This window comes from Corallococcus sp. AB049A, assembly GCF_003668885.1.
Taxonomy (GTDB): domain Bacteria; phylum Myxococcota; class Myxococcia; order Myxococcales; family Myxococcaceae; genus Corallococcus; species Corallococcus interemptor.
Map to the genome: position 1 here is coordinate 1 of NZ_RAWL01000063.1, position 21,604 is coordinate 21,604.

At 70.1% G+C, this 21,604-nt stretch carries 23 protein-coding genes; 16 read left to right on the top strand and 7 right to left on the bottom strand.

Features of this window, described 5'->3' with window-relative positions:
• Nucleotides 1-209 precede the first annotated feature (209 nt).
• Entirely contained in the window at nucleotides 210-806 is a 597-nt protein-coding gene (locus D7X55_RS09700) for a hypothetical protein (protein WP_121722902.1), read from the bottom strand.
• Between the two features lie 207 nt (nucleotides 807-1,013).
• Here D7X55_RS09700 and D7X55_RS09705 point away from each other — a divergent pair, with 207 nt between their 5' ends.
• From D7X55_RS09705 to D7X55_RS09715, 3 genes are all read left to right on the top strand, one after another.
• Complete coding sequence (locus D7X55_RS09705) at nucleotides 1,014-2,144, top strand: class I SAM-dependent methyltransferase (RefSeq protein WP_121722903.1); 1,131 nt, start codon at nucleotides 1,014-1,016, stop codon at nucleotides 2,142-2,144.
• 80 nt (nucleotides 2,145-2,224) lie between these two features.
• Complete coding sequence (locus tag D7X55_RS09710) at nucleotides 2,225-3,544, top strand: amidohydrolase (RefSeq protein ID WP_121722904.1); 1,320 nt, start codon at nucleotides 2,225-2,227, stop codon at nucleotides 3,542-3,544.
• Nucleotides 3,545-3,547: 3 nt separating this feature from the next.
• Nucleotides 3,548-4,138 (top strand): Crp/Fnr family transcriptional regulator, encoded by a 591-nt coding sequence (locus D7X55_RS09715; protein ID WP_120547161.1) that lies wholly within the window; start codon nucleotides 3,548-3,550, stop codon nucleotides 4,136-4,138.
• Here the strand turns inward: D7X55_RS09715 and D7X55_RS09720 are convergent.
• The 3 genes from D7X55_RS09720 to D7X55_RS09730 form a co-directional block, all read right to left on the bottom strand.
• Nucleotides 4,131-4,760: a DUF4386 domain-containing protein gene (locus D7X55_RS09720; protein WP_121722905.1), complete on the bottom strand. Its 630-nt coding sequence runs from the start codon at nucleotides 4,758-4,760 to the stop codon at nucleotides 4,131-4,133. The two genes, D7X55_RS09715 and D7X55_RS09720, sit on opposite strands and share 8 nt — an antisense overlap.
• A 78-nt stretch (nucleotides 4,761-4,838) precedes the next feature.
• Nucleotides 4,839-5,867 carry an alpha/beta hydrolase gene (locus D7X55_RS09725; protein WP_121722906.1) on the bottom strand — a complete coding sequence of 343 codons (1,029 nt, stop codon included), beginning with the start codon at nucleotides 5,865-5,867 and terminating at the stop codon, nucleotides 4,839-4,841.
• A gap of 11 nt (nucleotides 5,868-5,878) precedes the next feature.
• A complete protein-coding gene (locus D7X55_RS09730; protein WP_121722907.1) occupies nucleotides 5,879-7,057 on the bottom strand; it encodes an MFS transporter in 1,179 nt (392 codons plus the stop codon).
• Nucleotides 7,058-7,261: 204 nt separating this feature from the next.
• Between D7X55_RS09730 and D7X55_RS09735 the strand changes: the two genes are divergently transcribed.
• The 8 genes from D7X55_RS09735 to D7X55_RS09770 all read left to right on the top strand — a co-directional run bounded on the left by D7X55_RS09735 (nucleotide 7,262) and on the right by D7X55_RS09770 (nucleotide 13,259).
• A complete protein-coding gene (locus D7X55_RS09735; RefSeq protein WP_121722908.1) occupies nucleotides 7,262-8,167 on the top strand; it encodes a LysR family transcriptional regulator in 906 nt (301 codons plus the stop codon).
• Between the two features lie 87 nt (nucleotides 8,168-8,254).
• Nucleotides 8,255-8,620, top strand: a complete 366-nt coding sequence (locus D7X55_RS09740; protein ID WP_121722909.1) for a hypothetical protein — start codon at nucleotides 8,255-8,257, stop codon at nucleotides 8,618-8,620.
• Nucleotides 8,621-8,633: 13 nt separating this feature from the next.
• Complete coding sequence (locus tag D7X55_RS09745) at nucleotides 8,634-9,164, top strand: RNA polymerase sigma factor (RefSeq protein ID WP_121722910.1); 531 nt, start codon at nucleotides 8,634-8,636, stop codon at nucleotides 9,162-9,164.
• Nucleotides 9,161-9,550, top strand: a complete 390-nt coding sequence (locus D7X55_RS09750; protein WP_121722911.1) for an anti-sigma factor — start codon at nucleotides 9,161-9,163, stop codon at nucleotides 9,548-9,550. Before D7X55_RS09745 ends, D7X55_RS09750 begins: the two co-directional genes overlap by 4 nt.
• Nucleotides 9,551-9,620: 70 nt before the next feature.
• Complete coding sequence (locus tag D7X55_RS09755) at nucleotides 9,621-11,294, top strand: invertase recombinase-like protein (RefSeq protein WP_121722912.1); 1,674 nt, start codon at nucleotides 9,621-9,623, stop codon at nucleotides 11,292-11,294.
• A gap of 56 nt (nucleotides 11,295-11,350) precedes the next feature.
• Nucleotides 11,351-12,049, top strand: coding sequence for a YafY family protein (locus tag D7X55_RS09760; protein WP_121722913.1), 699 nt, complete (start codon nucleotides 11,351-11,353; stop codon nucleotides 12,047-12,049).
• A gap of 45 nt (nucleotides 12,050-12,094) precedes the next feature.
• Nucleotides 12,095-12,469: a VOC family protein gene (locus D7X55_RS09765; protein ID WP_121722914.1), complete on the top strand. Its 375-nt coding sequence runs from the start codon at nucleotides 12,095-12,097 to the stop codon at nucleotides 12,467-12,469.
• 61 nt (nucleotides 12,470-12,530) lie between these two features.
• Complete coding sequence (locus D7X55_RS09770; RefSeq protein ID WP_158626349.1) at nucleotides 12,531-13,259, top strand: LamG-like jellyroll fold domain-containing protein; 729 nt, start codon at nucleotides 12,531-12,533, stop codon at nucleotides 13,257-13,259.
• Here D7X55_RS09770 and D7X55_RS09775 read toward each other — a convergent pair whose 3' ends face one another.
• The gene (locus tag D7X55_RS09775; RefSeq protein WP_121722916.1) at nucleotides 13,260-14,123 is read right to left on the bottom strand and encodes a caspase family protein; all 864 of its coding nucleotides are present in this window, start codon (nucleotides 14,121-14,123) and stop codon (nucleotides 13,260-13,262) included.
• A 155-nt stretch (nucleotides 14,124-14,278) separates the two neighbouring features.
• On the opposite strand from D7X55_RS09775, the gene D7X55_RS09780 reads away from it, so the two are divergent.
• The gene (locus tag D7X55_RS09780) at nucleotides 14,279-14,806 is read left to right on the top strand and encodes an ureidoglycolate lyase (RefSeq protein ID WP_120547154.1); all 528 of its coding nucleotides are present in this window, start codon (nucleotides 14,279-14,281) and stop codon (nucleotides 14,804-14,806) included.
• Here the strand turns inward: D7X55_RS09780 and D7X55_RS09785 are convergent.
• Nucleotides 14,796-16,169, bottom strand: a complete 1,374-nt coding sequence (locus D7X55_RS09785; protein ID WP_120547153.1) for a hypothetical protein — start codon at nucleotides 16,167-16,169, stop codon at nucleotides 14,796-14,798. The two genes, D7X55_RS09780 and D7X55_RS09785, sit on opposite strands and share 11 nt — an antisense overlap.
• Before the next feature lie 69 nt (nucleotides 16,170-16,238).
• Between D7X55_RS09785 and D7X55_RS09790 the strand changes: the two genes are divergently transcribed.
• Nucleotides 16,239-17,048, top strand: a complete 810-nt coding sequence (locus D7X55_RS09790; RefSeq protein WP_158626350.1) for a class I SAM-dependent methyltransferase — start codon at nucleotides 16,239-16,241, stop codon at nucleotides 17,046-17,048.
• Nucleotides 17,049-17,052: 4 nt separating this feature from the next.
• Here D7X55_RS09790 and D7X55_RS09795 read toward each other — a convergent pair whose 3' ends face one another.
• Nucleotides 17,053-17,967 carry a DMT family transporter gene (locus tag D7X55_RS09795; RefSeq protein WP_120547152.1) on the bottom strand — a complete coding sequence of 305 codons (915 nt, stop codon included), beginning with the start codon at nucleotides 17,965-17,967 and terminating at the stop codon, nucleotides 17,053-17,055.
• 124 nt (nucleotides 17,968-18,091) lie between these two features.
• Here D7X55_RS09795 and D7X55_RS09800 point away from each other — a divergent pair, with 124 nt between their 5' ends.
• From D7X55_RS09800 to D7X55_RS09810, 3 genes are all read left to right on the top strand, one after another.
• A complete protein-coding gene (locus tag D7X55_RS09800; RefSeq protein WP_120547151.1) occupies nucleotides 18,092-18,982 on the top strand; it encodes a LysR substrate-binding domain-containing protein in 891 nt (296 codons plus the stop codon).
• A gap of 138 nt (nucleotides 18,983-19,120) precedes the next feature.
• Nucleotides 19,121-19,672 carry a MarR family winged helix-turn-helix transcriptional regulator gene (locus tag D7X55_RS09805; protein WP_120547150.1) on the top strand — a complete coding sequence of 184 codons (552 nt, stop codon included), beginning with the start codon at nucleotides 19,121-19,123 and terminating at the stop codon, nucleotides 19,670-19,672.
• Entirely contained in the window at nucleotides 19,659-21,548 is a 1,890-nt protein-coding gene (locus D7X55_RS09810) for a chloride channel protein (RefSeq protein WP_120547149.1), read from the top strand. Before D7X55_RS09805 ends, D7X55_RS09810 begins: the two co-directional genes overlap by 14 nt.
• The last annotated feature ends 56 nt before the right edge of the window (nucleotides 21,549-21,604 follow it).

Sequence of the window (21,604 nt, forward strand, 5' to 3'; positions counted from 1 at the left end):
CTCGCCTCCCCCGCCGCCTCCCCCCCCTCACGCGCGCGACGGGAATCACGGTGACCTCCGCCTGCTGGATGGGTTGGCCGAAAACGGAGCGCGCGGAGATGCTGTCGCGGGCCCGGTCGATGAGGTCGATGACGTCCATGGTCCAGAGATAGGCACGGTGGGATCGCGCGCCATCACACCCAGGCACCGAGCCGGGGCCTGGCTCGCTGTTACGGCGCGGTCCAGATGGCGGCGATGCCCTCGTTCTCCGTACCGCCTCCGCTGGAGTCGATGAAGAGGGACCGGATGCGCTTGGTGGATTGGATGCCAACGAACGCGAAGGCATTGGCGCCTGTCGCAAGCACCGCGTCGTCGAGGACCTCTTGAGAGGCATCCGTGAAGGTCAGCGTCACCTTGTGCTGAGCCAGACGGTTCGTGAGCAACTCCAGGCCCACGGCGGAGACGGGACGCAGGAAGGCAATCTCGAAGTCGTCCTCACCGACGGCGAGGAGCGTGGGCTTCACGGGCAGTGGGTTCGTGTTGCCGTGGTCCCAGCCGGGTCCCATGAAGCAGAGCCAGTCCTTGGCGCGAGGCGCCAGGACATTGACGGTGGGCGTGCTGGAGCCCCACGGCAGGTCCACGCCTGGCAGCGTCCTGACACAACTCGACGCGGCCCCCGAGGGATGGTCCGGATACGCGTCGAACGCGACCGCCGGAAACGCGAGCGGAGTGGCCCCGGTGGCCGCCGTGAAGTCCGCCTGCTGGGTGAAGACCTGGGCAAGGCCCTGCTGCTGCGTGCCAGGCGTCGCCGCCTCTTCGTCCGGCATCGGTGCACCGCACGAAACCAGGACTCCACTGCCTAGAATCCACATCGGCTTCCACGCGCTCATCGTCGCTGCTCCTCTCAAGACGTCTGGGTTCCGGATTGCGCTGCTCACACTGGGAGAGAAGTATCGCCAGGACAAGATTTCGGGCTTTGGCTTCGTGTCCACCTGCGCGTCCCCTAAGAGGCGAGGACGTGCTACCCCTGGCCCATGGACCGTTCCCGCCGCCCCGCCGCACTCTTCGAGTTTCCGCCTGGCACCGCCTTCACCTGGCACTCGGAGAGTGACGAGCCTGCCCCCACGCGCCTGTCGCCCGTGGATGACGCGCTCAGTGCGGACACCGCGCTCAAGCGCGTCCGCCGGGGCGAATTCCTGCGCTACACCGGCGACTTCCACAACGCGAAGCAGTTGCTGGGGGCGCTGGGCCGGCGGCTCGAACGGCCCTGGCAGGCCCGCTCACCGCTGGAGGCCTTCCGGGCCGAACGCCGCGCGCGGCAGGAGGAGCATGCGACGCTGTCTCGCATCGTCGTGGCGCTGGACCGCGGCTACCGCATGGAACTCGCGCGTGCGCCGGAGGTCGCGGAGGCGTGCCGGCAGGTGTGGGGCGAGCCGACGGCGGACTTCACCGTGGTGCCGCTCAAGCAGCTGCTCGGGATGCTCGGGGCCGCGGAGTGGCGGCGCAAGGGATTGGAGGTCCCGGGCCTGAAGGGGCTGCTCCATCCGCACTACGGCGTCTACCTGCCCACGCGCACGGACTACGTGGAGCTGCTGGCGGCGGGGCCGGACGTGAAGGGCAAGCGCGTCTTCGACGTGGGCACCGGCACCGGCGTGCTGTCCTTCCTCCTCCTGCAGCGCGGAGCGGCGTCCGCGCAGGCCACGGACTGCGACTCCCGCGCGGTGGCCTGCGCTCGCGAGAACGCGGAGCGGCTGGGCCTCTCGCAGCGCTTCCAGGTGACGGAGGCGGACCTGTTCCCGGAGGGAAAGGCGGACCTCGTCGTCTGCAACCCGCCGTGGATCCCCGAGCCGCCCAAGAACCGGGTGGACCGCGCGGTGTTCGACGAGGACAGCCAGTTCCTGCGGCGCTTCCTTGAAGGACTCCCCGCGGCCCTCACGCCGGGAGGAGAGGGATTGCTCATCCTGTCGGACCTGGCGGTGCTGCTGGGCCTGCGTCCGTCCGGGTGGCTCGAGGAGCAGTTCGAGCGTTGCGGCCTGAAGGTGGCCTGGCGGAAGTCCATCCCGGCGCGGCACTCCAAGGCGAAGGACAAGGCAGACCCCTTGCACGCCGCGCGCTCCCGGGAGGTCACCACCCTCTACGGACTCGTCCCCACCCGGCCTGCCTGACGAGTCGCGTCCTGGAACGCAGCGCCAGGCCCACGGTCCGTGCTTTGGTTCGCGCACCCCGACGGACCGGAGGCTCCCTGGTGAAAACGCTTCCCCTGCTTCCCCTGCTCTTCGCCTGTGTGGCGGCGCCCGCCGGCCCCGTGCTCGCGGCCGCGCCCCCTGCCCCGGTCCTCGCGGGCCTGGACGCGCTGTACCCGGACCTGGACGCGCTCTACCGCGACCTGCACCAGACGCCGGAGCTGTCACTCCAGGAGGAGAAGACGGCGGCGAAGCTGGCCGAGCGCCTGCGCAAGCTCGGCTTCGAGGTGACGCCGGAGGTGGGCGGACACGGCGTGGTGGCCCTGCTGCGCAACGGCAAGGGGCCCACGGTGATGCTCCGCACGGACCTGGACGGGCTGCCGGTGGAGGAGAAGACGGGGCTGCCCTACGCCAGCAAGGCGAAGGCGAAGGATGCGGCTGGAGCGGAGGTCGCGGTGATGCACGCGTGCGGGCACGACGTGCACATGACGTCTTGGATTGGCACGGCGACGCTGCTGGCGCGGACGAAGGACCGGTGGCGTGGCACGCTGATGCTGGTGGGGCAGCCGGCCGAGGAGATTGGCGCCGGGGCCCGGCAGATGCTGGCGGATGGCCTGTTCAAGCGCTTCCCCAAGCCGGACTTCGCCGTGGCCCTGCACACCGCGGCCACCGCCCCGGCGGGGACGGTGCGGTTCACCTCGGGTTATGCGCTGGCGAGTGTGGACTCGGTGGACGTCACCCTCCACGGCAAGGGCGGACACGGTGCGTACCCGCACACCACCGTGGATCCGGTGGTGATGGCGGCGCGAACCATCCTCGCGCTGCAGACACTCGTCAGCCGGGAGAAGAGCCCGCTGGAGCCGGCGGTCATCACGGTGGGCTCCATCCACGGTGGCACCAAGCACAACATCATCCCGGACGAGGTGCGCCTGCAGCTCACGGTGCGCACGTACAAGCCGGAGGTGCGCAAGGCGCTGCTGGCCGGCATCGAGCGCGTCGCCAAGGCAGAGGCGATGGTCTCCGGAGCGCCCCGGCCCCCCGACGTCAAGGTCACCGAGGGCACGCCCGCGACCTTCAATGACCCCGCGCTCACGAAGCGGCTGGTGGACTCGGTGGGCAAGGTGCTGGGCGAGAGGAACGTCAGCGAGACGCCGTCCGTCATGGGCGGAGAGGACTTCTCCGAGTACGGCCGCGCGGGCGTGCCGTCCGTGATGTTGTGGCTGGGCATCACCGAGCCCCAACGCTTCGCCGAGGCCAAGGGCTCGGAGGAGGCGCTGCCCTCCCCGCACTCACCCCTCTACGCGCCGGACCGCGAGCGCGCGCTGCGCACCGGCGTCACCGTGCTGACCACCGCCGCGCTGGAGCTGCTGGGCACGCCCTGAGGGATGAAGACCAGGCTCGTCGACTACTTCCGCCGCATCGCCCCTCTGTCGGACGAGGAGGCCCAGGCCATCCTGGACAGCATGGTGGTGAAGCGCTGTCCCAAGGGCACGCACCTGCTCATGGCGGGACAGGTCTGCACCGAGGCCTACTTCGTCCTCCAGGGCTGCGTCCGCCAGTACTCGGTCGTCGACGGTGAGGAGCGCAGCAACGGGTTCTTCACCGAGGACGACTGGGTCCTCTCGATTCACAGCATGATGAACCAGACCCCGGCGGAACACTTCTGGGTGTGCGCGGAGGACACCACGGTGGTGGTGGGCACCGCTCAGCGCGAGGGGGACCTGTATCGGCGCTTCCCTCGCTTCGAGAGCATCTCCCGGCTGGTGATGCAGAAGGTCCTGGCCGAGCAGCAGGAGTGGTTCGCGTCCTACCTCACGGACACTCCGGAGCAGCGCTACCTCAAGCTGTCGAAGATGCGGCCGGACATCCTCCAGCGGATTCCGCAGTACCAGCTGGCCAGCTACATCGGCGTGAAGCCCGAGTCGCTGAGCCGGATCCGCAAGCGGCTCGCAACGCGTGGCAAGCCGGCTACGTGACCGTCCGGAAGCCCCGGAGGATGAGCCAGCTGCCGAGGAACAGCTCGAACAGGCCTCCAGGTCCGGAGAAGATCATGCCGTACGGCAGTCCGAAGATTTCGAGCACGGACCCCACCGACAGGAGCCCGTAGCCCACCGCGCCCACCAGCGGGAGGAACGCGGGAAGCCGCTGGGAGCGGTGCAGCGACAGGAAGGCCGCCGCGCTGCCGACCCCCAGGATGGTCATCGCCAGCTGGTACGCCCAGACGTTCCCCTGGGAGAGCAGCCTCAACAGCATCCCCCCCTCCGGCGTGGTGGAGTCTCCGAGCTGAAGGATGCACAGCAGGAACACCACGCCGACGACGAAGGTCAGCGCCTCCATCACCCGCGTGCAGACGTACGCGATGGCGATGCCTGGGCTCCGCTCGCGGAGGATGGGGAAGAACAGCACGCCAATCCCCACGACCATGAGGGAGTTCAACACGAGCAGCAGCGCCCCCCCGACGAACAGGGCCCGCTGCCCGGCCAGCTGCTCCGGCTGCTTCAGGATGGAGGTGACGAGCGCGGTGCCCAGGCCGTAGGCGAGGAACGGCAGGAGGAAGAGGGCTCCCAGGGCGCGGGAGTGAAGGCGGGTGATGCGCATCACGAGGGCTCCAGAACGTTCGGTGACGTCATGGCCTGGAGAGTAGAGAGCCCCCGCCCTCCCCCGCATTGACGAGGGTCAATAACCGTTCCGGAAGAACGCGGTCAGCTTGTCGAAGGGGATGAGGCCGACCCGGTCGTAGAGGTCCACGTGGCCCGCGCCAGGGACGATGACCAGCTCCTTGGGCTCGCCGGCGAGCCGGTAGGCCTCTTCGCTGAACTCACGGGAGTGCGCGTTCTCCCCCGCGATGAAGAGCATGGGCCGGGGGGAGATCGTCTCGATGTCCGTGAACGGGTAGAAGTTCATGAACTTCGTGTTGCTGCTCAGCGTCGGGTGCGTCGTGGTGTTCGGGCTGTGTCCGCGCGCCGTGCGATAGAAGTCGTAGAACTCGCGATCGATCGCGGTGGATTGGTCATTCAGCGCTTCGGGCGTCCCGCTCGTGTATTTCGTTTCGCCGCCCGCGAACTCCACGTCGCGCTGTAGCGCTGCCGCCTCGAGGACCTTCTTTCGCTGCTCCAGGGTCACTGAATGCCTGAGCCCGTTCCGGTTGGCGGCGCCCATGTCATACATGCTGACCGTCGCGATGGCCTTGATGCGCGGATCGATCTTGGCCGCGCTGATGACGAAGCTCCCGCTTCCGCAGATTCCGATGGCCCCCACCCGCTCCCTGTCGACGAACGGCTGGGCGCGCAGGAAGTCCACCGCGGCGCTGAAGTCCTCGGCGTAGAGGTCCGGCGCGACGACGTTGCGGGGTTGGCCCTCGCTCTCGCCCCAGAAGGACAGGTCCAGGGCCAGGGTGACGAAGCCCTGCTCCGCCATCTTCGTGGCGTACAGGTTCGCGCTCTGCTCCTTGACCGCGCCCATGGGGTGTCCGACGACAATCGCCGGTGTCTTCGCGTCACGCTGGAGGCCCTTGGGAACGAACAGGTTCCCTACGACCTCCTGCTTGTATTGGTTCTTGAAGCGGACCTTCTCCACGGTGACCTGGTCGCTCGTGTAGAAGTTGTCCGCGCCCTGAGAGGTGTCTCCAGACGCGAGCACCCCTTTGGATGGCGATGCGCAGGCCATCAGCCCGCAGAGTGAACCCAGCAGCAGAAGTGCCTTCATTGTCTTCCTCCTCATTTCGACGCCCGGATGGCCAGAAGGGCCCCGCCCCCGAGCAGCACGGCGCTCACCACGAACGTGCTCTGGTAGCCGCTCCGGTCGAACAACAGGCCTCCCAGTGAGGCACCCACGGTGATGGCGAGCTGGATGGCCGCGACCATGAGGCCGCCTCCCGCCTCCGCGTCGCGCGGCAGCGTGCGGCTGAGCCACGTCCACCACGCGACCGGCGCCGCCGTGCCGATGAGGCCCCACCCCGCGAGGAGGACGCCGGTGGCCGCGAGTGACTGGCCGAAGACGACGAGCGCGAGCGCGATGACGGCCATCGCCACCGGCGCGGCGATGAGCACCGCGGACAGCCGCCGGACCACGAGGAAGCCGATGAGGTACGTGCCCAGCAGCCCCGCGGCCCCCATCCCCAACAGGATCAACGAGAGGGTGGACACCCCGACCCGCGTGACGGTCTCCAGGAACGGGCGCAGGTACGTGAAGAGGGCGAACTGGCCCATGAAGAAGAACGTGACCGCCAGGATGCCCCACCGCGCCTCGGGGCGCCGGAGGATGGCGAACGTGCTCGGAGGCGGCGCGGCGCGCTCCGTGGGCATCGAGGGCAAGGTGAGGTACTGCCACACGAGCGTGATGGCCGCGAGCGGAACGACCGCGAAGAACGCGCCCCGCCACCCGATGTACTGCCCCAGGAAGCTGCCGAGCGGCGCCGCGATGGTGGTGGCCAGCGCGTTGCCTCCATTCAACAGCCCGAGCGCGCGCGGCACCTCTCCCTGGGGGACCAGCCGCATGACGGTGGCCGTGGACAGCGCCCAGAAGCCGCCGATGACGACGCCGATGAGCGCACGCCCCAGCATGAGCACGGCGAAGTTGGGCGCGAAGGCCGTCACCAGGCCCGAAGCCAGCATGACGCCGGTGAGGCCGAGCAGCAGCCTCCGGCGGTCAACGGACCTGGCCGCGGACGCGATGAAGAGGCTGGTCAGCACGGCGAAGAGACCGGACACGGAGATGGCCTGGCCGGCGCGGCCCTCGGTCAGGTGAAGGTCCGACGCGATGGGCGTCAGGAGGCTCACCGGCATGAACTCGGACGCGATGAGCGTCGAGACGCACAGGGTGAGCGCGAAGACGGCGCTCCATGCCGCGGAGCGCGGGGCCGGCGCCACGGAGGCGCCAGCGAGTGGGATGGACATGAGGCTCCCTCGAGGTTGTCGGGCGCGCTGGAGGCCTCGACGTCCGCGGGCCCGTGCCCTGCGTGTCGTGCCCGCTGAAGCAGCGGCGCCTGGGAGAAGAACTACGCGGCGCGCCCCTTGGGAGCTAGATGGCGGGGACCGAACGGGCCGTTAAGCAGGAGTTGATGGTGGCCCGGCGCTGTTGCCTCCAGGGGAGCCCCTGAGATGAAGACGGTCCTCTTCCAGCAGCTCCACGTGTTCCTCGCCGTCGCGCGGCTCCAGAGCTTCCGGGGCGCCGCGCGCGAGCTGGGCGTCTCCACGGCGGCCGTGAGCCAGTCCGTCCGGCAGCTGGAGGAGCAGCTGGGCGTGGTCCTGCTCCTGCGCACCACCCGCAGCGTGGCCCTGACGGACGCGGGGCGGCGGCTGGTGGAGGAGGCCGGCCCGGGGCTCGCCCAGGCGGCCGCCGCGCTTCACGGCGCCTCGGCCGAGCCCGGGGAGGTCGTCGGACGGCTGAAGCTGTCCGTGCCCCGCGCGGCGGTCGCCCTCGTCATCGCGCCCGTGCTGCCAGCGTTCCGGGCGCGCTACCCGCGCGTGGAGGTGGACGTCGTCGTCGAACAGCGCCTCGTCGACATCGTCGCGGAGGGCTACGACGCCGGGGTGCGGCTGAGCGAGACCATCGAGCGCGACATGGTGCAGGTGCGCCTGACGGACGCCTTCCGCTTCGTCGTCGTGGCCGCACCGGCCTACCTCCAGAAGCACGGCGCGCCGGAGCGCCCCGAGGATCTGCTCCAGCACGAGTGCATCGTCCTGCGCTCCCAGACGACCGGGACGCCCTATGCCTGGGAGCTGGAGCGCGAAAGCAAGACCTGGCGCATCCCGGTGAAGGGCAACGTCGCCACCAACGACGAAATGGCCGGCGTGACGTTCGCCCTGGAGGGCCTGGGGCTGGCCTACGTCCAGGAGCCCGCCATCCAGGAGCTGCTGGACTCCGGACGCCTGGTGCGGGTGCTGGAGGACTACGCGGCCACCGTGCCGGGCTTCTTTCTCTACTCCCCCAGCCGCGCCCAGCGCTCGAAGCCCCTGCGCCTCTTCATCGAGGCGGCGAAGGAGCTGGCTGGGAGGAAAGGCTGACGCGATTCCCGCGAACCTTTTTCGCCGGCCGGTTCCTTTCTTCCCGTCAGCACTTCGTGGCGAGCGAGGCTCGCGGGAGATGGGCGCATGTTCGAGTTCTTCATGTCGGGGGGCATTGCCATGTACCCCACGCTGCTGTTCGGATTCCTGCTGGTGGCCTGCAGCATCCTCTTCCTGTTCCGGCCCGAGCCGCGCTACCTCGCGTCACTCCTCGGCCTGGGCGCGACGACGGGCTCGGCGGGCATGCTGGGCTTCTGTCTGGGGCTGATGAACTCCTTGCGCTACCTGCACCTCGTGCCTCCCGCGGAGCAGTTCCAGATCGCCGCCCTGGGCTGCGAGGAGTCACTGCATCCCCTGGTGCTGGCGCTCGTCCTGCTCGTCATCGCCGGCCTCTTCGTCTCCATCGGTGCCGTGCGCGCGATGGGGCTGTTCCACAGGACTCCCGCCTCGTAGCCCTTGAGCGCCCATGCCATCGGACGAGGCGTTGTACGAATCCCTGTTGGGCGGAGACCTGAAGGCCTTCGACGCGCTCTACGCGCGCTACGAACGGCACCTCTTCGGGTTCATCCGCAAGCACCTGGAGGACACCCACGAGGCGGAGGACGTGCTGCATGAGACGTTCATGGCCATCCTCCGCGACCGGGCCGGAGTCCGCTCCGCCCAGAGCTTCCGCGCGTGGCTCTTCCAGGTCGCGCGCCACCTCTGTCTCAACCGCCACCGCTCCGCCCGCCGCGCACTGCGGGCGCTGGAGCGCGAAGCCGGCTCACCGGAAGCGCCCAACCCCGGCCCCGAGCACGCCCTGGAGCACCAGCAGACGCGGGACGCCCTGCGCGAGGCCGTGGCCCGGCTCCCGCTGGAACTGGGGGAGCTCTACGCCCTGCGCACCCAGGGCATGTCCTACGCGGAGATGGCCGACGTCCTGGGCCTTCCCCTGGGCACGGTGAAGTCCCGGATGCACGAACTGGTCAAACAGCTGCGCGAGGAGATGCACCCATGAGCTGCGACACGGTGGCCCCCGGCCTGGTGGCCTATCACTTCGGCACCCTGCCCCCCGAGGACCGGCAGGCCGTCGAGGAACACCTGCCCGGCTGCGGCAGGTGCCTGCGGGAGTTCATCGCCCTCAAGCGCGACCTGGAGACGAGCGAGGAGGGCCCCCTTCCCTCCACGCAGGCCCGGGACCGCCTGCGGCTGGCCGTGGCGCGTGAGCTGCGTCCCCGGGCCGTCACCCGCACCTGGAGCCGGTGGGAGCGGCCCCTCGCGCTGGGAGGCGCCCTGGCCGCGCTCGCCGCCGCCCTGTTCGTGACCCACCAGGCCTCGGTTCGCCAGGAGGTGCCCCCCAGGGCCCTCTCCCAGGTGGAGCAGGGCCGCACTGGAGGTCGCTGAAGCCCCTGCGGAGGATGGCTCTCCGGTACAGTGTGGTACGAAAGATCCAGTTCTGGAACCGGAGGTCGCGTTGAAGTTGTTTCGAGTGTGTCTGACTTCGTTGCTGGTGTTGGCCGTCGCGTGCGGCGATTCGACTTCTCCGGAGGCGCCCGACGCCGGGCAGCCCCGGCCGGACGCGGGCGTCGGAGTGCCGGACTCCGGCTCCGAGCAGGACGACGCCGGCACCGAGCCGGACGACGCGGGCTCGGAGACCCCGGACTCCGGTACCGGGACGCCTGACTCCGGCACGGAGCCCACCGATGCGGGCTCAGGGACGACCGACGCGGGCACCGGGACGGACGCGGGTTCCGAGCCCACCGATGCGGGCACCGAGCCCACCGACGCGGGCTCCGGGACGGACGCGGGCACCGAGCCCAACGACGGGAACGTCATCGACAACGGCGGCTTCGAGGCGTGGCCCAACGCGCTTCCGGCGCTGTGGTCCGGCAGCACGTCGGACATCGCAGAGGTGCAGAAGGTCACGACGCAGGCGTTCGAGGGCGTGAACGCGGCGCGGCTGATCAACACCTCGGGCACCCACAGGCGCTTCAGCACCGCGGCGAAGTCCATGCCCGCGGGCAAGTACTCCTGCACCTACCAGGCCCGGGGGACCGGCGACGTCCGCAACGCCTTCTTCGACACGGACTACTCCAGCTACTCGGCGTACAAGTCCATCAGCGGCCAGACGTGGACCCAGGTGACCTACAACTTCAACCTGGCCAGCTCCGTCTTCGACACCTTCGAGCTCATCTTCAGCGTCCGGAACACCACCGGCGAGCATGTGGTCATCGACAACGTCCGCTGCGTGCGGGCCCCCGAGGCGTGCGATCAGATCAGCTGCGAGGAGTGGGCGCGCTGTGACAACGCCACCGCGACCTGCCAGCCGCTCTCCGGCCGCTGCGACGACGCGTCGGACTGCCGCGAGTGGCAGGCCTGCGATGCCACCCACACCTGCGTGACGGCAGCGGACCGCTGCACCCGCCACGCGGATTGCGCGGGGACCCCGGAGACGCCGCTCTGTGACACCGCCTCGCACCTCTGCATCGAGGGCGACCCCTGCGCCGGTGTCACGTGCAACAACCCGGCGACGAGCTGCAACCCGTCCACGGGCGTGTGCGAGCTGGCCGAAGGGGCCTGCTTCACGACGTATGACTGCAAGGGCGCCCTGCCCGCCTGCGACCCGGCCACCCGCCGCTGCGTCGCCGCCGAGCACTCCGCGAACATCCTCCGCAACGGCGGCTTCGAGAGCTGGAGCACCCGGGCCATCCCCTACTACGGGAACAACTACGTCCCGGATTACTGGTACGGCCTGGACAACGGCATCACGGACCCGGGCTCGGAGATCAAGCCCTCGCGGCTCGCGCGCTACACGAACGCGGTGCACGGCGGCTCGGCGGCGCTCCAGTTCGTGGTCCCCATCCAGACCGCGGAGCGCTTCACGACCGAGAAGTTCAACGTGGCGGCGGGCAACTACTCCTGCTCGTACCGCGTGCGTGGCCACGGCAGCATCCGCCACCGCAGCTATTCGAGCGGCGGCTGGAGCCCGCAGACGGACTTCATCACCGTCGACAGCGACGAGTGGCAGCCGGTGTTCTTCAAGTTCACCGGCAACGTGCGCGACTGGCGCCTGTTCTTCTATCCCAGCCGCAGCGTCGCCGACCGCGACCACCTCCAGGTCGACGACGTCGTCTGCACGAAGGACTAGCGGCTGACGGGAGGCGATGCCGTGTCGAGCGGCATCGCCTCGCGGGGGGACCTTCCATGGCTCGCGCGGCCCGGCTTCTGGAGCTCATGCAGGCGCTGCGACGGCACCGCGCGCCCGTGTCCGGCGTGGACCTGGCGCGGGAGCTGGGCATCTCCCTCCGCACGCTCTACCGCGACATCGCGACCTTGCAGGAGCAGGGCGCGGACATCCGCGGTGAAGCCGGCGTGGGCTATGTCCTGCGCCCCGGCTTCACGCTGCCGCCGCTGAACTTCTCCGTGGATGAGCTCGAAGCCCTGGTGCTCGGCTCGCGCTGGGTCGCGGTGCGAGGCGATGCGCGCCTGGGAGCGGCCGCCGGCAACGCCGTGGCGAAGATCCGCGCCGTGCTGCCCGCTGAACTTCGTGAGAGCGTCGACGCGGCGACGCTGACGGTCCCGGCCTTCACGACAGCGGAGCCTGCCAAAGTCGACGTGTCCGTCATCCGCGCCGCCATCCGGAAGGAGGAGACGCTGTCCATCTCCTACCGCGACACCTCGGGGGCCCACACGCAGCGCACCATCTGGCCGCTGCTCATCGGCTTCTTCGAACGGGTGATGGTCGTCCCCGCGTGGTGTGAGCTGCGGAAGGACTACCGGGCGTTCCGGGTCGACCGCATCCTCGCGGTGGAGGCCACCGGGGCGCGCTATCCGCGCCGCCGCGCTGAAATGGTCAAGGAGTGGCGCGCCCGGCAGCCGCCGCTCACTGCTGCCAGAAACTGACACCTCGCGGGCGCATGAATGCTCCGTCCCCACAAGGAGCGTCTGATGCGAACGCTGAACTACCTGCTGTTGCCCGTCCGGTCCCCGCGCGAGAGCGCGAAGCTCTACACCCGGCTGCTCAGCCGGGAGCCGGTCGAGAACTCGGAGACCTTCGTCCTCTACGTGCTGCCCACGGGCCTGAAGGTGGGCCTCTGGGTCGCCAGTGAGATGGAGCCCAGGCCCAAGGCTCCGGGAGGGCTCGAACTCGCGTTCACCGAGGAGAGCCGCGAGGCCGTGCTCCAGACCTATACGGAATGGACGAAGCTGGGGCTCAAGGTGCTGCAGGAGCCCACCGACATGGACTTCGGCTTCACCTTCGTCGTCGAGGACCCGGATGGCCACCGCCTCCGCCCGTTCGTCCTCGCCGCGAATCCGCGCTGACGTTTGGTCCGCCGGCCAGGCTCACGGTACGTTCTGGAGGCGACTCCGAAAGGATGCCTCCATGACGAAGAAGCTCGTGGTCCTGGCTGTGTTCGCTGTCTGGATGGGCGGATGCGCGAAGCGAAACGCCCCAGCGCCCGTGCCAACGAACGGACTGGAGCTCTGGCTCCGCGCGGACACGGGCGTCGTCGCGGAAGGGGGCCGCATCTCACGGTGGCAGGACCAGAGTGGCCATGGCCGCGATGGCGTCATGGCCAACGCGCCGAGGCAGCCCGCGCTCGTCGCCTCCACGTTGAATGGCCTCCCGGTGGTGCGCTTCGAGGGCGCTCAATCGCTCTACCTGAAGGAGCCCGTCTCGCCGGAGGCGTTCACCATTCTCGTGGTCGGGAAGAACAACAACCCCGAAGACACCTTCAGCATGATCCTCGGGCCCGGCGGCAACTTCCCCAACAACCAGCTGCGCTGGGAGAACGGCGGTGAGGTGCTGGCCGTGGGCACCGGGAACGGACTTCCCGCCGTGACGACGGCCGTGGGCGACACGCGGGCCTACCATCTGCTGACGGCCCGCTATGACGGCGCCACCCTCACCGTTCACATGAACGGCCGCCTCGCCGGGAGCCACCCCGTCAAGGCGCAGGGCTCGTGGGTCCTGTCCCAGGTCGGGGCGTATTTCAGCCAGCACTACGCCGAGGCGGACCTGGCGGAGGTGCGCATCTACAGCCAGGCCTTCCCCGCCGCGGACCTTGCCTCCGTGGAAGCCGAGCTCAAGAGCCGGTACGCGTTGCGATGATCAGCTGACGTGGAAGGGAATCTGCCGTTCGAATTCGCGGCTGGGGACTCCGATGACGGAGTACGCCGGGGACTGGATGGGCGGCATGGTGCGCAGGATGCGGCGGTGGAACGTCGGGTAGGTGGCCTTGAACTTCCCCTCGTTCCACACGCGCAGCAGGTTGGCCGTGAAGAGGCCGTTGTGCACGCCGTCGCTGGAGAGCTGGTTGTCCTGGCAGCCGGAGATGAGCAGCACCGTGGCCTTGAGCGTCAGCCTCGGGTCGTCCTTGGGCAACCCCTTCAGGATGGCGTCGTACATCGCCTTGTTCTGGCGGTACGTCCTGTGCTCGATGCCCTGGGGCATCTCCTTGAACTGCCGCTCCGAGGCCTCCGTGCTGCGCATGGAATCCGCCAGCAGCTGCAGGCTGCCGCTGTTGCGCAGGGCCGCGTAGGCCACGCTGCTCACCGAGCCGCTGTGGCAGCTGTCGGAGAGCATGAAGACCCGCACGCCCGCCTTGAGCTTCCCCATCGCCTGGTAGATTTCGTCGTCGACCAGCTCCCCGTCATACAGACACCACGTCTCGTCCAGGCCGTCGTCCTCGTCGCCGTTCAGGTCGGGGAGCTGGCCGCCGTGCCCGGAATAGGTGAAGATCAGCAGGTCCCCGGCCTGGAGCACCGACGCCGCCTCGCCCAGCTCCGCGAGCACCGCCGCTCGCGTGGCGTCCTTCGTCAGGAAGGGGCGGATGCGGCTGAAACTCTGCGCCTTCGCGATGGCGATCATGTCCTCGGCGTCCGCTTCGCACGCCTGCAGCTGGCCGTCCCAGCCCGCGTAGTGATGCGGATCCACCGCGTTCAAACCGATGTTGATGGAATATCCCTGCGCCATGACAGTCCTTGCCTCCTCCATCCACGGTGGAGACTCGTGCTCGGGATGTCAGGAAGGAGGCGGGGCGCGCCGCGTTCTTCCGGCCCTTCCCCTGCCGGGAGCCTGGGGCTCGCTCCCTCCGCCCCCATTCGGACCGCGTCCCCTATAGTCCTCCCATGAAGGACGCTCCCGCCCCGCTCCGCTCCATCGTCGCTTCGCCCCTGACGCCGGAGGGCTTCGCTCCGTTTGGAGACGTCGTGTCCGCCGGACTCAAGAGCGGCGCTTCGGCGAACCAGGGCACCGCGGTGCGCTTCGACTGGTCCGCCAGACTGGAGAATGGCCGGACGGGGGCGAAGCCCAACCTCGCGGTGTTCCGCTCCGTGCCGCAGCCGCTGCCGTTCACCGTGAAGCTGCTGGAGCACCATCCCCAGTCCAGCCAGGCGTTCCTGCCCATGCGCTGCTCGCGCTTCCTGGTGTGCGTCGCGCCGGCCGCGCCCTCCGGCGGGCCCGACCTGGAGGGGCTTGTCGCCTTCGTCTGCGGCCCCGGCCAGGGCGTGAACTACCACCGGGGCGTGTGGCACCACCCCATCATCGCGCTCGATACGCCAGCCGAGTTCGCGATGCTGGCGTGGGAGGACGGGAGCGCGGAGGACTGCGTGGTGCGGCAGTTCTCCACGCCCGTCTCCGTCATCGTCAGGGATTGAGCTGACGCGCGAGCCACGCGCGCCACTCCCCGGCCGTTTCGTACTTCTCTCCGGAGAGCTGCTTGAGCACCAGGACCGCCGGGTCGCGGTTGATGGGCAACTGGAGCGCGGACATCGCGACCAGCGTCTCTCCCAGCTTCTGGATGAGCTCCGCCCGCTGCGCCTTCAGCTCCTGCGGCGGCAGGTCGTCCAGCAGGTACGTGAGCAGGTAGGTCGCCTTGTTGCGGTCCGTCGACGTGGGCAGGAGCACCGCGTCCGCCACCACGGACGTGTGCAGCAAGGGCTGCGTCGCGGCCTGCTGCGTGGCCGTCAGCACGCGCAGCACGTTGTTGCGCACCTGCTCATCGGGATCCCGGATGAAGGGCCGCACCCGCTCGACGGTCTCCAGGGCCGTGGGCGCATACGCGAGCAGGTAGGCGGCGGCGGCTCGCTTCGGCGCGTCCGCGTCCTCGCGCAGGACCGTGGTCAGCGCGTCCAGGTGCTCGGGCACCTTCTCGATGAACTCGGGCTCGTAGGCCGCCAGGTCCGGATGGCCAAACCCACCAATGCAATGCGCGACCTTGCAGCTGGAGTCCTCCGCGAGCATGCCCTGCAACTGGAGACGGTTCAGGCGCGGCTGATACTCACGCCACCGGGCAATCAATCCCTCCGGATCCGGGGGATGGCCCTTGGGTGGGGCGAGGAAGCGGAGCCGGGCCGCGGCATCTTGCGCGTCCACCATGTCCACCACCACGAAGGCGGAGCCCTTGAACTCCTCGGCGAAGAACAGGGTCATCCCCGTCCGGGCGAAGACGAGGTTGTACTGCTCGCGCAGGAGCTGTTCCTTCTGCCGGAAGACCGCGGCGCTGTGGATGATGGGCTTGCCCACCTCCAGCCCCAGCACCTGACGGACAACCTCCCGGTCCACCCTTCGCGAACCGAACGCATCGATTCCCGTCAGGATGAACGTCGGGAACGGAGGCTCGGAGGCCTGCTCCAGGTTGGCGCGGGCCTTCGCGACGATGCCGCTCCACTCGGGCAGCGGGCGCAGCGCCGCCAGCTCCGGGTTGTATTCCAGGTGGACCGCGTCGGAGTAGCCGCCCTGGACCGCGCGCTTGAGCACCTCCATCGCCGCGTCCGCGTGGCCCGCGAGCGAGGCGCACCCCGCCGCGCGGTAGAAGGACGCCACCCGGTCCGGACCCACCATGCTCGCCTCGCCGGAGGCGCGGAAGCGCTCCTCGCACCGGTTGAAGTCCAGCGCGTCATAGGCCTGCTCCGCCTCCGCCGAAAGCTGCTGGGCCTCCTCGTCCGGGTCCGCCGGCTTCGGCGCATGCGCACAGCCCGCTCCCAACGCGACCACGCCCAGCGCCATCACGAATCGCATCTGGACCAACCTTTCGAGAAAGCGCGTATCTCATGCAAGCTGCGAGCAGGTTTCAAGGAGCGCCAAGCCATGGCCAATGCCATCTCGAAGACCGCGTACTACACCCTGGCGTGCCGGGCGGAGGACGCGCGCAAACCCCGGCCGCTGTGCAATGACACCTTCGCCTTCCGCTTCATGGATGACGAGGCGCGGCAGGTCTGGGCCCGCTTCCAGTCCTTCGACCGGGCCAACGCCAGCAACGCCGCGAGGCATCAAGTCATCGACGCGCTGGTGCAGGAGGAGCTGGACCGCGAGCCCAACGCGCGCGTGGTGGTGCTGGGCGCGGGCTTCGACACGCGCGCCTACCGCCTTCACGGAGGCCGGTGGCTGGAGGTGGACGAGCCCGCCATCCTCACGCACAAGGACGCGAAGCTGCCGGTGACGGAGGCGAAGAACCCGCTCGAGCGCCTTCCCATCGACTTCGCGTCGGAGTCGCTGGCCCAGAAGCTGGAGCCCTACAGAGACGCCCGGCGCACGCACGTCATCATCGAGGGCGTGCTCATGTACCTGTCCACCGCGCAGCGCCGGGACATGCTCGCGGTGCTCCGGGACGTGTTCCCCCACCACGCCGTGTACTGCGACCTGATGCGCGAGAGCTTCCAGCGCGAGTACAGCCGCGACCTGCACGCGGTGCTCGCCAGCATGGGCGCGTCCTTCCAGGACATGTCGGACACACCGGAGTCCGTCTTCCTGGAGACGGGCTACTCGGCCGTGTCCTCCACCTCCGTGCCCCTGCGCGCGCTGGAGCTGGCCGGCAAGCGCGTCCCGGCCTTCATCGTCCGGCGGTTCATGCAGCCGGTCCGCGACGGCTACCGCATCTGGAAGTTCGAGCGGCGCTGACGCCTCACTTCGCCTTCGGCGCCGAGGGGACCTGCCCCAGCGCCACGCTGCCCAGGATGAGCGCGCCCGCCACGCCCATGGTGGGCGTCAGCTGCTCGCCCAGCAGCAGCCAGGCCCAGGTCAGCGCGAACAGCGGCACCAGGTAGGTGACGACGGCGGCGCGCGGCGCGCCGATGCGCTGGATGAGGCGGTAGAACACCGCGTACCCGAAGCCGGTGCAGACGATGCCCAGGGCCGCTCCCGCCAGCCAGGGGCGCAGGCCGATGGACTGCGTGGGCCACGTGGCCACCGCGAAGGGCAACAGCAGCACCGCGCCGCAGCCCAGGGTGGCGGAGGCGACCGCGGCGGCCGGCAGTCCGGAGAAGTGGCGGCGCACCAGGTTCCCGCCAATGCCGTAGAGGAACGCGCCCGTGGTCCCCGCCGCCACGGCCCAGGCGACGCTCGCGCCCGCGGACCTGCCGCTGGCCAGCACCACCACGCCCGCGAAGCCCGTGAGCAGCGCCACCGCGCGCCGCGCTCCGATGCGCTCGCCGTAGAAGAGGAACGCCACCAGGGCGGTGAAGAGCACCGCCATGCTGTTGGTGATGGCCCCGACGCCCGCGGGGGCCTGCCGCGCGGCCCAGGCGAACAGCGAGAAGGGCACCGCCGCGTTGATGACGCCCACCAGCGCCAGCCGGGGCCACAGCGCGCGAGGGATGGACGCGCGCGCACGCCACAGGAAGGGCATCAGCACGGCGGCCCCCAGCACCAGGCGCAGCTCCACCAGGGGGATGGGACCGAAGGCCGGCGCCGCGATGCGCAGGAACAGGAAGGACGCGCCCCAGACGGCGGCCAGCCCTCCCAGCTCCAGGGGCGTGATCCAGGCCCGGTTGAAGGTGGGAGTCACGGCCTGGGGATGGGTGAGACCGGATGCGCTCATGACGGCCACCTCGTGCGAGGAAGAAATCAGACTGCTGTCTGGCCCTTCTCTTCACGCCGTGGCCCTGACTTCACAAGCGCATCGTTTCCGTGTCAGACATGAGCCAGATTTGAGGCTCGTCCCCATGACCCTGCGCACCGACCTGCTCCCCGCCCTGGCGGCGTTCGAGTCCGCCGCCCGCCACCAGAACTTCGCCCGCGCCGCGGAGGAGCTGCACCTGACCGCGAGCGCCGTCAGCCACCACGTGCGCAAGCTGGAGGACCGGCTGGGGGTCACCCTGTTCCAGCGGCACGCCCGGGGCGTGGCCCTGACAGCCGAGGGGCGCCAGCTCGCGGACGCCGCCAGCAGCGCGCTGTCGGACATGGACCACGTGCTCGCGGGCCTCAAGCACGCACGGGACGAGGACGCCGTGGTGCGCGTCACCACCGTGCACTCGCTGACCTACGCGTGGCTCCTGCCGCGCATGCCGGGCTTCACCTCGCGGCATCCGCGCATCCGGATCCACGTGGACACGGAGATGGCGCTCACCCGCTTCGACGAGGGCGGGCCGGACCTGGGCATCCGCTACGGCCAGCCCCCGTGGCCGGGATTGAGCGCGCAGCCGCTCATGGACGACGCCCTGTTCCCGGTGGCGTCCCCGAAGCTCGCGGGACTGGAGCAGGTGCGCGACGCGGAGGACGTGGCGAAGCTTCCGCTCATCGGGGACCTGAGCCGGCAGGGATGGCAGGACTGGTTCCGCTCCGCGGGCGTGCGCGGGGCCCGGTTCGAGGAGCGCTACAGCTTCAGCGACACCACCGGCGCGCTGATGGCCGCGGTGCAGGGCCTGGGCGCGGCGCTGGCGCGCGAGAAGATCGCCACGCCCTACTTCGCGGACGGCCGCCTCATCCGGCTGCCCGGGCCCATGGTGCCCACCCGCGCCAGCTACTTCGTGGTGTACCCCTCCCACCGGCGCCTGCGCCCGGCCGCGCGCCTCTTCGTGGACTGGCTCCTGACCCAGCGGAAGGTTTCCCAATGACCATCACCGGCCCGGGTCTCGCCGTGCGGTGAACCGGTCCAGCCCCTGGCTCCCGGACACCGTCACCCAGGCAGCCAGGCAGCCCCCTCACTTTTGCTTGTGCCCGCCTCCCCTGCCCCGTAGTTTGCGGGCAGATATATGGGCTCCCATACAAATGGGCCGCCGCCTCCGGACGTGTCCGGTGAGGTGCGCGCGGCCATGGACGGCGTGCGGCGGTTGGTGCGCCTGCTGCGGGTCTCGGCTCGCGCCTCCGAACGGCTGGTGGGCATCAGCGGCGCCCAGCTCTTCATCCTCCAGGAGCTGGCGGAGTCCGGGCCGTGCTCCATCAACACGCTCGCGGAGCGGACGCTCACGCACCAGAGCAGCGTCTCCGTCGTCGTCACCAGGCTGATTGAACAGGGGCTGGTGAGCCGCCGCCGCTCGGACGAGGACGGCCGCCGCGTGGAGGTGGCGCTGGAGCCCAAGGGCCGCGCGCTGGTGCGCAAGGCGCCGCCCATGGCCCAGGCCCGGCTCATCTCCGGGCTGCGCGGGATGCCCCCCGACGTGCGCGCGGGATTGGTCCAGGGACTGGACGCCTGGATGCGCGCCCTGGGGCTCGACGGGGACGTGGCCCCGCTCTTTTTCGAAGACGAAGCCTCGCGCCCTTCGCGGCGCCGCAAGACACAGGAGCACACCGATGAAGAAACCTGACGTGGAACGCATCGAGGAGGGCCTGGGCGAGGGCTCGGAGGCGCGGTCCAGCCTCCCCGTGGCCCCGTCCATGGGCCCCGCGCTCGCCAGCCTGCGCACCCCTTCCTCCAGCGTTTCGGTGGACTCGCGCACCGTGTTCATCAGCGCCCTGGCCGTGGTGCTCGCGATCGCCGCGGGCCTGGTGGCGCAGGGGCTGGGCGCGCTCATCCACTTCGTCACGAACCTGGCCTTCTACGGACGGCTGTCCATGCAGCCGGTGTCTCCGGGGGACCATGCGCTGGGCGGCTGGGTGGTGCTGGTGCCCGTGGCGGGCGCCATCATCGTGGGCCTGATGGCGCGCTATGGCTCGCGGGCCATCCGGGGCCACGGCATCCCGGAGGCCATGGAGCAGGTGCTGTTCAACCAGAGCCGCATCCCGCCCCGCATGACGCTGCTCAAGCCGCTGTCGTCGGCGATCGCCATCGGCACCGGTGGCCCGTTTGGCGCGGAGGGCCCCATCATCGCCACCGGTGGCGCGCTGGGGTCGCTGCTGGGTCAGGGGCTCCACGTCACGGCGGATGAGCGCAAGGCGCTGCTCGCCGCGGGCGCCGCCGCGGGCATGGCCGCCACGTTCGGCGCGCCGGTGTCCGCGGTGCTCCTCGCCGTGGAGCTGCTGCTCTTCGAGTTCAAGCCCCGCTCCGTCATCCCCGTGGCCCTGGCCACCGCCACCGCCACCGGCGTGCGCATCGCGTTCATGGGCGGCGCGCCCGCGTTCGCCATCCCGGACCTGACCACGCCGTCGGGCAGCGCGCTCGCGTTCTACGGCGTGCTGGGGCTCATCATCGGCGCCGCCTCCGTGGCGTGCACGCGCGCGGTGTACTGGCTGGAGGACCTGTTCGAGAAGCTGCCCATCCACTGGATGTGGTGGCCCGCGCTGGGCGGCATCGTGGTGGGCGTGGTGGGCTACTTCTCCCCGCGCACGCTGGGCGTGGGCTACACCAACATCGAGGACATCCTCTCCGGCCGCTTCGTGGGCACGGCGATGCTCCTCTTCTGCGCGCTCAAGTTCATCTCCTGGTCCGTCGCGCTGGGCAGCGGGACGTCCGGCGGCACGCTGGCGCCCCTCTTCACGCTGGGCGGCGGCCTGGGCTCCGGCCTGGGGCTGCTGGCCACGCAGCTGTTCCCCCAGCTGGGCGTGGACGTGCGCGTCGCGGCGCTGGTGGGCATGGCCGCGCTCTTCGCCGGGGCGTCCCGCGCGCTGCTCGCGTCGGTGGTGTTCGCCTTTGAGACGACGCGCCAGCCGCTGGGACTCCTGCCGCTGCTCGCCGGCTGCGCGGCGTCCTACCTGGTGTCCGCGCTGATGATGCGGCACTCCATCATGACGGAGAAGCTGGCCCGCCGCGGCGCGCGCATCCCCACGGAGCTGGGCGCGGACGCGCTGGGCACGGCGCTCGTGCGCGACCATGGCCTCAAGCCCGTGGTGACGCTGCAGGCGGACGCGCTCCTGGAAGAGGTGCGCACGTGGCTTGCCTCCGACGCCGCGGGCTCCCGCCACCAGGGCTTCCCCGTCGTCACCCCCGAAGGGACGCTGATGGGCGTCGTCACGCGCCGGGACCTGCTGGACGGCCACGCGAGCGAAGGCCGAAAGCTGCGCGACGTGGTGAAGCGGCCGCCCGCGGTCGTCTTCGACGACAGCTCCCTGCGCGAGGCGGCGGACCTGATGATGGACGAAGGCGTGGGCCGCCTGCCCGTCGTCTCCCGCGCGAGGCCGGGACTGGTCCTGGGCATCCTCACCCGCAGCGACCTGCTCGCGGGCCACCGGCAGCGACTGGCGAACGCCCGCACGCGCGAGCGCGGCCTGGGCACCGCGCGTCCTCCGTCACCCCGGACGGCCTGAGCGCTTGGCGCGGGGGGGCCCGGTCTTTCGCGCTTTGGGCGCGGGCCTTTCAGGAT